The 11,574-nt window shown below is 35.9% G+C and carries 9 protein-coding genes and 2 pseudogenes; 3 read left to right on the forward strand and 8 right to left on the reverse strand.

Annotated features, from left to right (window positions below):
- The 3 genes and pseudogenes from GNY06_RS05195 to gpmI form a co-directional block, all read right to left on the reverse strand.
- Positions 1-673, reverse strand: a pseudogene (locus GNY06_RS05195) (IS481 family transposase); the annotation flags it as partial.
- Between the two features lie 318 nt (positions 674-991).
- Complete coding sequence (locus GNY06_RS05200) at positions 992-1,420, reverse strand: BT0820 family HAD-type phosphatase (protein WP_166519100.1); 429 nt, start codon at positions 1,418-1,420, stop codon at positions 992-994.
- 367 nt (positions 1,421-1,787) lie between these two features.
- Positions 1,788-3,311, reverse strand: a complete 1,524-nt coding sequence (gpmI, locus tag GNY06_RS05205; RefSeq protein ID WP_166519101.1) for a 2,3-bisphosphoglycerate-independent phosphoglycerate mutase — start codon at positions 3,309-3,311, stop codon at positions 1,788-1,790.
- 141 nt (positions 3,312-3,452) lie between these two features.
- Here gpmI and GNY06_RS05210 point away from each other — a divergent pair, with 141 nt between their 5' ends.
- Positions 3,453-3,776 (forward strand): translation initiation factor, encoded by a 324-nt coding sequence (locus GNY06_RS05210; RefSeq protein WP_166519102.1) that lies wholly within the window; start codon positions 3,453-3,455, stop codon positions 3,774-3,776.
- 22 nt (positions 3,777-3,798) lie between these two features.
- Positions 3,799-4,650, forward strand: coding sequence for a nucleoside phosphorylase (locus tag GNY06_RS05215; RefSeq protein WP_166519103.1), 852 nt, complete (start codon positions 3,799-3,801; stop codon positions 4,648-4,650).
- Positions 4,651-4,727: 77 nt separating this feature from the next.
- Here GNY06_RS05215 and GNY06_RS05220 read toward each other — a convergent pair whose 3' ends face one another.
- Positions 4,728-5,324: a DNA-3-methyladenine glycosylase I gene (locus GNY06_RS05220; protein ID WP_166519104.1), complete on the reverse strand. Its 597-nt coding sequence runs from the start codon at positions 5,322-5,324 to the stop codon at positions 4,728-4,730.
- Between the two features lie 117 nt (positions 5,325-5,441).
- On the opposite strand from GNY06_RS05220, the gene GNY06_RS05225 reads away from it, so the two are divergent.
- Positions 5,442-6,092 (forward strand): metal-dependent transcriptional regulator, encoded by a 651-nt coding sequence (locus GNY06_RS05225; RefSeq protein ID WP_166519105.1) that lies wholly within the window; start codon positions 5,442-5,444, stop codon positions 6,090-6,092.
- Positions 6,093-6,147: 55 nt separating this feature from the next.
- Here GNY06_RS05225 and GNY06_RS05230 read toward each other — a convergent pair whose 3' ends face one another.
- From GNY06_RS05230 to GNY06_RS13690, 4 genes and pseudogenes are all read right to left on the reverse strand, one after another.
- Positions 6,148-7,518 carry a tetratricopeptide repeat protein gene (locus GNY06_RS05230; protein ID WP_166519106.1) on the reverse strand — a complete coding sequence of 457 codons (1,371 nt, stop codon included), beginning with the start codon at positions 7,516-7,518 and terminating at the stop codon, positions 6,148-6,150.
- A 20-nt stretch (positions 7,519-7,538) separates the two neighbouring features.
- The gene (gyrA, locus tag GNY06_RS05235; RefSeq protein WP_166519107.1) at positions 7,539-10,094 is read right to left on the reverse strand and encodes a DNA gyrase subunit A; all 2,556 of its coding nucleotides are present in this window, start codon (positions 10,092-10,094) and stop codon (positions 7,539-7,541) included.
- Positions 10,095-10,871: 777 nt separating this feature from the next.
- Complete coding sequence (locus GNY06_RS05240; RefSeq protein WP_166519108.1) at positions 10,872-11,228, reverse strand: hypothetical protein; 357 nt, start codon at positions 11,226-11,228, stop codon at positions 10,872-10,874.
- A gap of 116 nt (positions 11,229-11,344) precedes the next feature.
- A pseudogene (locus GNY06_RS13690) lies at positions 11,345-11,574 on the reverse strand (hypothetical protein); the annotation flags it as partial.

Consider the following 11,574-nt stretch of genomic DNA (forward strand, 5'->3'; position numbering starts at 1 on the left):
TCGTCCTGTGAAAACGTTCACAAATGCCATTGGTCTGAGGACTTTTAGCCTTGGTCTTTGTGTGATCAATATCTTCAATGGCTAAATAAAGCTGGTATTCATGCTGTTCTCTTATTCCACAGTATTCGGTTCCTCTGTCTGTTAAAATTCTGAGTAAACGAAGTTCCTGCTGATCAAAGAAAGGGAGTACCTGATCATTAAGCATATCAGCAGCAATAAGAGCATTTTTACGGTCATATAGTTTTGCTAATACTACTTTGGAATACGTGTCAATAAAAGTTTGTTGATAAATATGGCCAACTCCTTTGATATGGCCTACGTAATAAGTGTCTTGAGATCCTAAATATCCAGAATGATGAGTTTCAATTTCTCCATGAGCTTTTTTCTCTTCCTTGGATCTTTCTAATACTGAAAGTTGAAATTTAGTAAGAACAATACCATCCTGAGCAGATTTTGATTCCAACGCTTTTAATCTCAATTTAAAAGTATGCAGATCATGTCTGAGCCAAATACTTCTAACTCCACCAGGTGAAACAATAAAACCTTTCTTTCTAAGCTCATTGCTTACTCTAAGCTGTCCTAAAGCGGGATTATCAATGGCTATATCAATTACAGCTTTCTCAATTGACTCGTCTACACGATTCTTTAATACAGGTTTTCTTCTGGAAATTTCCTGTGAATTAGAAAAATGTTGAGCTAATTTGATGCGTATTTTATCACTTTTTTAAAGAAAGCCTTCTATTTATTCGATTACAAACACTATGCTCCTCTATTACTCAAAAAAATTTGGCAGCGAACTAAATCGGTGATTCTCGCTATAAAATCCCATATATTAAGCCGTCAAAGACTATGCTTACAACTCTTATAAATCGATTAAAGATCTTTATTTATTGATGTCCAAATGATAAATTAACGATCCCGATAAAAACAAAAATATAACCGATTTTTCTATAGAAAAATCGGTTATATTTTTGTTCGCCCTTGTTTATTTCTACCAAAAAAGGCCTTTCTTTTTTTCTTTCCTTAGCTTAGAATAAGGCAATACCTCTCCTCCAGCTACGCGAAACTCAATCTCTCCCTTGATAATATTATAGACTTCGCCCCAACCTGGGAAACCTCCTAGATTTCTATCATCGATAAACAAATCAGCATCAATCTTACGGCTTTGCTTTGCAGCGTCAAAAACTTCTCCTTCAAAACTGGAATTAACCGCATAAAACTCTAATCCATTTTTTCTACAGAAATCGATAGCTTCTTGCAAAGATTTTCCGCTTCTATATGTCCATAAAATCAAACGATACCCTTCTGATTGTAATTTAGATAAAGTTTCAAAAGCAAATATTTTTGCACGTCCTATACCTGGGTATGCATCTTCTACGATGGTTCCATCAAAGTCTATCGCTAATTTTTTGTTTATCATATGTTAAAAATTTACTGGCAAATATAAAAAAAAACCAACTTAGTTATGTAAAGTATTTACAGAAAATATATTAATATTAAATTATTTTACACATAATACTGTACATTATTTTTTATTATAATTATTTTTATAGTTATATAGTCTAAAAACATGTTTATCGATATTTATCGAATAGCGCTTACATCTCCTGACAAAAGCTAGGGGCTTATCTACAGACATTTCATATGAAAGCAGCAGCTTTTGAGCTTTTACAGTTTTTGTAAATATAAGTGTACTTCTATCAGATAATGCTATACAACATAGATAGGGCAATGCCCCGTAGCTAACTCCTCACTATTATTTGGCAAGATATTGCTTATGTATCTCACTAAAAAACTAAAATATCCCCAGTCATTTCTGCAGGTGGCTCTATCCCCATTACTTTCAAAATAGTAGGGGCTACATCTCCTAATTTTCCATCTTTAAGATTCCAGGTATGGTCTTTATCCATAACGATAAAGGGAACCAAGTTTGTCGAATGCTGTGTATTGGGAGATCCATCTGAATTAATCATCACATCTGAATTACCGTGATCCGCCAGAATAAAGACAGTATATCCCTGCGCATAACCTACAGAAGCGACCTTCTGAATACACTGATCTACTGTTTCAGCAGCTTGTACCGCCGCCTGGAATACTCCTGTATGTCCCACCATATCTGTATTGGCAAAGTTAAGACAAACAAAATCAACGCTGCCTTGTTCTAACTCAGAGACGATAGCTTCGGTGATATCATAGGCCGACATTTCAGGCTTAAAGTCATAGGTCGGCACATCTTTAGGACTTGGACACAAAATACGTTTTTCTCCTCTAAACTCCTCCTCTCTTCCTCCAGAGAAAAAGAAAGTAACATGTGGATATTTTTCTGTCTCCGCAATACGAATCTGAGACTTGTTATGATCTTCTAACACTTCGCCTAAGGTATGACTAATGACCTCTTCATTATACACCACATTTACATTTTGGAAAGTCTTATCATAATTGGTTAACGTTACGTAATATAGTGGTAATTTTCTCATTTCGTAATCTGGAAAATCTTCCTGAGAAAGAGCCATGGTAATTTCACGTCCTCTGTCGGTACGGAAATTGAAACAGAACACCACATCGTGCTCTTCTATTTTGGCTACAGGCCTATTGTTTTCTGTACAAATAATAGGCTTTAGGAATTCATCGGTTATATTTTCATCGTAAGATTTTTGTATAGCTTCAATCGGATTCTGCGTCATCAGCCCAACTCCATTAACCATAGCATCGTAAGCAACTCTTACACGCTCCCACCGCTTATCTCTATCCATAGCGTAATAACGACCTGTAACACTCGCTAATCTTCCAATTTTGTCGCTCATATAGTGTATGAGGTCCTGAATAAAGGTTTTTGCTGAATGCGGATCACAATCACGACCATCTGTAAAAGCATGCACATAAACTTCTTCTAATCCATAATCATTGGCAGCTTCTATAAGCCCTTTTAAATGATTAATATGAGAATGTACCCCACCATCTGATACCAAACCGATAAAGTGCACCTTTTTATGATTATCTTTTGCATATTTAAAGGCAGCCATAACTTCAGCTTCATTACCTAATGTTTTATTTTCAACCGCCATGTTTATTTTAACCAGATTCTGATAAATAACGCGACCGGCACCCAAATTCATATGCCCGACTTCAGAATTCCCCATTTGCCCCTCGGGTAAACCTACCGCAAGTCCACTAGCCTCCAGTTTACTATGAGGATATTCTTTTAAACATTGATCAATAAAAGGTGTTTTTGCCTGCGCGATAGCAGAAATTTTGGGATCCAAACCCAATCCCCAACCATCTAAGATGGCTAATATTGCTTTTTTAGACATTATACAATTTTATTTATATAAGAATGTAACAAAGATACAAAACAATGGTTGAAAGCCTAATAAATTCTATGTATATTGCATATAAATAAGGTTTTGAAAAATTAAATTTTTCTTAAATTTGCTACCTGTATAAAAGCTAAAATGGATTTAAGAGATCAGTTGAAAAATCTTTTCCCTCATCATCAGGAACAGGATTTTGAAATGCCACAAGAAAAATTTGAGCAGAAAGGCGCTCTTATTTGTAAATACGAAAAAAAAGGACGTAAGGGCAAACCTGTGACTCTTATTGAGGGCTTTGAAGGGAGTGAGCCTGAGCTTAAAGAGCTTTCAAAAACAATAAAGACTACGTTAGGAATCGGTGGTTCTGAAAAGGAAGGTCTTATTATCATCCAAGGTGATAACAGGGATAAAATCATCAAATTATTACAGGATATGGGCTATAAAACCAAGCGTGTAGGCGGATAAATAACTCTTAATATAATGTGCTATGAATAAACTTGCAGCCTCAGAGCTGGTATTAAATGGTGATGGAAGTATATATCACCTTAACCTTCATCCGGAGGATCTTGCCGAAAAAATCATACTGGTGGGAGACCCTGATAGGGTATCAAAAGTATCTTGTTATTTTGATAAAATTGAAATCAAGAAAAATAAACGAGAATTTTATACCCATACGGGAGTATTACGGGGAGAAAGGATCACAGTAATGTCCACCGGTATTGGGACAGAAAACATAGACATCGTGATGAATGAGTTAGATGCTCTGGTGAATATTGATCTTAAGCAAAAGACTCTAAAACCTACACACACCTCACTGCAGCTCTTTCGTCTTGGAACCTGTGGAAGTGTAAATCCAGAGGTGGAAGTAGACAACATACTGGTCTCTCAAAACGTCGTTGGATTAGATGGACTGCTTCATTTTTATGAAGACTATCACTTCGAAAACGAATTTTCCAGAAATTTCTTGGCGCAATTCCCTTATCAGAAGATCAAACCTTTGCTTTATTTCTCAGACTGGGCCTCCGATATTTCTCACTATTATGCAGATGCTAAATATATTGGCAATACTGCCACTTTTCCAGGTTTCTATGCGCCACAGGGTAGACAGCTAAGACTAAAAGCACTGGACGACCAGTTTTTGGAAAAGTTAAATAAATTGGGCATTACCAACTTTGAAATGGAAACCTCAGCAATATATGGACTCTCGAAACTGCTAGGCCATAAAGCTATTACAGCAAACTGTATTATCGCTAACAGACGCCGTGGAGAATTCTCTACCGACCACCAGGCTTCTGAAAAAATGACGATTCAGTGGGTGCTGGATAGAATTATTAAATAATTTTTTTTTAACAATAGCCCCTATTATAGGGGCTATTGTTGTATTATTAATCTGACCTAAATGATCGTACAAAAAACTCAAGCTTTTGGTATAGACTGCGAGATCTTTTCATTCATCTGCGTCCTGATAAAACAATTCTCAAGATGATCATCTACTATGCCTACTGCCTGTAAGTAAGCATATACGACTGTGGATCCTAAATATTTAAAACCTCTTTTTTTGAGGTCTTTACTAATGCTATCCGACAGGGCTGTTTTAGCGGGGACTTCTGATTGCCGGTTCCATTGATTAATAATCCTCTCCCCTCCCGTGTATCTGGAAAGGTATTTATAAAAACATCCAAACTCGTTTCTTAATTGTATAAATTGCTGTGCATTATTAATCGTCGCTACTATTTTAGTCCGGTTTCTTATAATACCTGCATCTTGTACGAGCATATTCACTTTTAATTCACCATATTCTGCAATTTTATGATAATTAAAATCATCAAAAGCTTTTCTAAAGTTTTCTCTCTTATGTAAAATGGTGATCCAACTGAGACCACACTGAAAACTTTCCAACACCAAAAACTCAAACAAGATAGCATCATTTGTTACCAGTCTCCCCCATTCTTGATCGTGATATTGTTGATAGAGAGTGTCCTTTTTGCACCAAGCACATCTTATTTCTTCCATATATACGATTTATTTACACATTTGTGTACTAAGATCTTATCTTCATTAAAAAAGTTTTACTATCACAAATTTAAACGAAATAGTTCATTGTTTTTTTTTTTAGAGTAAATTTGGAATATGAATTCCTTAACTAAAGAAAATTATCTTAAGGCGCTCTTCCATTTAGCTAATGATGAGAATGAAATTTCGGTGAAAGACCTAAGTGATCATCTTGGTATACGTATGCCCAGTGTTAACAGTATGATGAAAAAATTTTCGGCTGAAGCCTGGGTAATTTACGAAAGCTATAAACCTATTATTCTTACAGAAAAAGGAAGAAGAAAAGCCGCTTTAATTGTTAGAAAGCACCGCTTAACAGAGATGTTTCTGGTAGAGAAAATGCAATTTGGATGGGAAGAAGTTCATGAAATTGCAGAGGAAATCGAACACATCCAATCCCCTAAGTTCTTTGATAAAATCGATGAAATACTAAACTATCCTAAAACCGATCCTCATGGGTCTCCTATTCCGGATAAAGAGGGAAATATCATCGAAAACCACTATTTTAAGCTGAGTGAGTGCAAGATGGGCGATACTGTAGAGTTTGTGGCTCTTAGCTATTCTTCTGAAGATTTTTTAAAGTTTCTCAATAATAAAAAACTATCCTTGGGAACCTATATTACTATTTTAGAAGAAGAAGCTTTCGATGGTAGTAAGAAGGTTGCTTATGATAAAGGAGAAGAAAACTTGAGTCAGTTTGTTTTGGAAAAGATATTGGTGAGAAAGTAAAAATAAAAAATAGGCCTTTCTCTTTTCGAAAGGCCTATTTTTTTATTTTCAAAATTTATTTTTTTAGAGTTTTAAGTGCTTTGGCTTTATCGTATTTCCCTAAACTACTATAGATAGTTCTGAGGGTCTCTACCACATCGGCATCCTCAGGGGTTAAACTATGTAGTTTCTCCAAATAAGGTAAAGCTTTGGTAAACCTCATCTTTCTTTCAGCTATAATTTTATTAGCCTCTTCAATTTTTCCTGCTTTTCTCGCTGCATTATAAGCATCCACTATACTTGCATCGGCTTTACTGTTTAAGTAAAGATTAAATACCAAACCTTGTAGAGCGGGAACATAACTAGGATCTATATCCAACGCTTTTTTAAAGGAATCTTCAGCTTGAGTCAGACTGGAAGGTTGATTGGACTGAATCACCCCCAAATTAGACCAATTGAGCTTATCTTTTGGGTTTTTAGCAATAGCCTCTTTTATTGTTTGTTCCAATTTAGTGGTATCGCCGGTTCTAGAATAGGCTGATAATTTAAAGTCATTTAACTTCTTATTATCTGGAAATTTAACCAGCCCTTTCTCTATCAGATCTACCGCCTCTTCATTTTTGTTATCATCTAGCATGAGGGCTATAGCAGTTTCGTAGAGCTCCTCTTCCACATTTTTAGTAGTTTCCGTTTTAAAATCAGTATAATCAGAGGTCTTTTTTAAGAGTTCAAAAGAATTTTTATCTAAATTCTCTCGCTGATTCGTTTTTTTATTTACCGCTGAATAAATGTTTTTCACCCCTGTATACCCCGAGTCAATCAAATCCTTATACAGTGCTATAGCTTCGGCTTTCTTATTCGCCAAAGCGTAGCTAATACCCGCATAATACTTATAGGTATTATCAGGCTGCCCAGCTGCCGATAATAAATCATTTACCTGAAGGAATTTTTCAGCAGCAGATGCATAGTTTTTAGCATCGTATTCCTTTTGGGCTTCTGTACTGACCTCATTAAGCATAGGATTGATAGTAGCCCCTATATTCTCTACTAAAGATGGACTATAGGATTCTTCGCGTAATTGAAGTCCACTACCGTATTTATCGGCCTCTGCCTTCCCAACAAAATAAACTTTTTTCTTGGTATTGTCTTTACCTGTAAATATTTTATTTTTTTTAAGATCAGATATTTTTGATAATACAGTGGCGCCTTGAGAAGTTTTTCCCGATTTTAGCAAAGCCAAACCTTTGGCATAATAATACTGCTCTTGTAGTGAAGGCTCAAGAAAGTAAAATTTGCCTTGTAAGGAATTGTCTGCATTTGATATTTGAGATAAAGCTTCAGAATAATTGCCATCTTTGGTTGCCTTTACAGCATTTTGAATTTCTTTTTTCTGTGCAAAAACCAGCGATGCTGATGCCAATGCTACGTTTAAAAGGATTTTTTTCATATTTCTATTATTAATACTTTTTACGCTTCATTATTTTCTGTGTCATTCTCCTGTGAAGATACATCAATATGGTGGGTCGCTTCCACACCCGGATCTCCCTCCTCGGCATTCGATTCTTCTACCGATTGGTCTACTTCTATTTTCGCAATTGCAGCGATTTCATCATTACCTTTCAAATTGATTAAACGTACCCCTTGAGTATTTCTACCCATTACACGCATATCTTCTACTTTCATTCGAATCGCCACCCCTGATTTATTAATAATCATCAAATCGTGTTCATTAGTAACGTTATTTATGGCAATTAATTGTCCTGTTTTATCCGTAATATTTAAGGTAATAACACCTTTTCCTCCACGGTTGGTAATTCTATAATCTTCTATAGCTGTACGCTTACCATAACCTTTTTCGGAAACCACCAATACGGTTTCACTTTCTAGATCATTTACTGCAATCATACCGATTACTTCATCATTTTCTTCTAATGTAATCGCTTTTACACCAATAGAAGTACGTCCTACAGATCTAACTTTTTCTTCCGGAAAACGTATACATTTACCGCTCTTTGTGGCAATCATAATTTGTGAGGTACCATCGGTTAGCCTCGCACCTAAAAGCTGATCGTCTTCTCGAATTTCAATAGCGTTAATTCCATTGATACGAGGTCTAGAATAAGCTTCTAATGAGGTTTTCTTAATGGTTCCGTTTTTGGTGATCATCACCACATTCATCTGCTGCACATAATCGGAATTCTTAAGATCATCGGTTCTTAGATAGGCCTTAATTTTGTCGTCTGGCTCTATATTTATTAGATTTTGGATCGCTCTACCTTTAGCGGTTTTGGAGCCTTCTGGAATTTCGAATACCCGTAACCAGTAACATTTACCTTTTTCTGTAAAGAACAGCATATATTGGTGGTTGGTAGCAGCTACGATATACTCCAAGAAATCGGAATCCCTGGTCGTCGCTCCACGGTTACCCACTCCTCCTCTAGACTGCACTTTGTATTCATTCACCGACGTTCTCTTGATATAACCAGCATGGGAAATAGTAAGGACAACCTGCTCATTTGGGATAATATCCTCTATGCTCATCTCTCCTCCAGAGTAATCTATCTCGGTTCGCCTTTCGTCACCATATTTATCCCTAACTTCAATAAGCTCATTTTTAATAATCTCATATTGTAAAGCTGGAGTCTCCAAAATATCCTGCAAGTGCTGAATCAATTTCATGATTTCCTCATACTCTTCTCTAATTTTATCCAACTCCATTCCTGTCAGTCTCGCCAATCTCAAGTCTAAGACCGCTTGCGCCTGAATATCGGACAGTTCAAATTCTGCAATCAATCCAAGCTTGGCTTCCTGAGGGTTAGAAGAATGGCGTATAATGGATATGGCCTTATCCAGAGCGTCCTGAGTGCCAATCACCTTCATAAAACCTTCTAAAATATGGGCACGCTCTTTGGCTTTTTTCAGCTCATATTCTGTCCTTCTGATAACTACCTCGTGACGATGCTCTACAAAGTGATGGATAATCTCCTTTAAATTTAATTGCTGAGGGCGCCCCGCCACCAAAGCAATATTATTAACGCTAAAAGAAGTCTGCAGCGCTGTATATTTGTATAAGAGATTGAGGACGACATTCGGAATAGCATCCATTTTTAGTTCATAAACAATCCTAAGCCCCTTTCTGTCAGATTCATCCCTAATTTCATGAATACCCGGTATTTTATCATCTTTTACCAATTCTGCTGTCCGGGCTATCATCTCAGCTTTATTAACCTGATAAGGAATTTCGCTAACAACAATCGCATCGCGATTGCCTATTTGTTCAAAACTCACTTTAGCGCGTAATACAATTCTCCCTCTCCCGGTATGAAAAGCATCGCGAACCCCATCATAACCATAGATTATCCCTCCAGTAGGAAAATCTGGAGCGATAATATGTTGCATTAATTCATCTATGCTAATCTCATTATTTTCTATGTAGGCACAAATTGCATTAATAGCTTCGGTGAGATTATGAGGCGCCATATTAGTCGCCATACCCACTGCTATTCCAGATGTACCGTTTACCAAAAGAGTAGGTATTCTGGTAGGAAGCACTTTAGGCTCCTGTAAAGAGTCATCAAAGTTATTCTGAAAATCTACCGTCTCCTTATCAAGATCTGAAAGAATTTCATCAGAAATCTTTTTAAGCCTGGCCTCTGTATAACGCATCGCTGCAGGGGGGTCGCCATCCATAGAACCATAGTTTCCCTGCCCGTCTACCTGGGGATAACGAAGGGACCATGACTGGGCCATCCTCACCATTGCATCGTAAACAGAACTATCTCCATGCGGGTGATACTTACCCAATACATCACCGACAATTCTGGCAGACTTTAAATATTTTCTGTTAGAAAAAACACCCAAACCATACATCCCGTAAAGGACTCTTCTGTGCACCGGTTTAAGACCATCTCTTACATCTGGTAAGGCTCGGGAAACAATTACCGACATTGAATAGTCGATGTAAGAGGATTTCATTTCATCAACAATGTTGATAGGAATTAGCTTTTCTCCTTCTGTATTCATTCTTTATATTTAAAATAAATGGGGAAAACCATTAAAAAAACTGATTTTCACACTTCTGGAAGTTTAGACTTTAAACAACGGGCTAATTTACGTTTTTTTACCTAATATTTCGACTGAAATTATGCTTATTTTCATTAAAAAGACACGAAATAACAATCCCTGTAAAAATGAAATCTTGATAAAAAGACGACGATCTCAATAGATTAATGATTTCAAAAAAATAATGGAAATACAAAAAAGCATCTATCAAAAGTTCACAACTAAAATACACACACTAAAACCTGTTTTTGTTGCCTGGAATAGACGCTATCAAAAAGCGCTTAATGAATAGCAAAAATTAGAACTTGTTTAAACTTAAAAATATTGCTGCTTTTTAAAAAGCAGCAACTTCCTCGCAAAAGCGAGGAAGTTAAGATAAGATACCTGCTCCTTTTATTTTAAAAACAATACAAATAATAGTAATGAAATGTATCAAAAGGGATATTGCTAATATGATATAAATTATTGCTTTGTGTATTTTATAACTATAAAACAATATAAGTCCTATTTCATAAGCCAATAAAAATATCATGATTTTGACTTATGACAAAGAAATAATATATAACAGCAAATATTATTAAGAAAATTGCCGATATAATGCCATTTGATTTTTTATCGGGTATTAACATTTGTATTTATTTTAACTCCTTTTTCCCATTTTATAGTATATCCCACTGAGGTCATTCAATACACCTATCTATTATTTAAGTTCATAACATTTCCCTTAAAAGAAGTAACTCAACTTAAATTGCTATTTAGAATCTTAACCGAAGCGGGACTAAGTTTATTATATGCAACTGCATCAACCCATTTAGTTTGGAATACTTTTTCATCAGTTGGCTGACTGAAACCATCTATAAAATCTGCTCTTTGGTCTAAATCAACATATTCATTACTTCCATTAGCTTTTTGCCATACACTTATCTTGTTTTCTCTGTCAGATTTACGCCAATCTCCTTTTCCGAGGGTACCTTTGTAAGAGTCTGGGAATTCTTTTTCTGGCATCATCCCCGTAGGATCTATTAACCTTACCGAGTTATTAAAGGCATAGATGTACCGCGACCAGTTGGACGTTTGCTCTGCAAGAGGCTCCATAACCAACAAGAAGCTTGCGATAACGCAGATTGGTTAATCAATTTTCAAAAAACTACCATCCAAAGATTCAAAAATAATAGGATCTCTTTTAATTGTAAAAAAAGAAAACACATCAGTTAAAAGAAATTTTTTATCAATTTTGTAATTTTCGGGAGTGTCACCCGAACTGTGTCAGGTTCTAAATTAATGCTCCTCAAAAGCTGTTTTTTTCCTTGAGAATTCTCTCCAAATTTAACATAAAGTTGTGATAATGCCATACCCCAGTTATGGATAGGCATTGTCCATTTTTTACTGATATTCTGTATTACCAGATACATTAGCTTCATCAGTGCCTGTTCTGAAGGAA

This window comes from Elizabethkingia argenteiflava, assembly GCF_009904105.1.
In the GTDB taxonomy this organism is placed as follows: Bacteria; Bacteroidota; Bacteroidia; order Flavobacteriales; family Weeksellaceae; genus Elizabethkingia; species Elizabethkingia argenteiflava.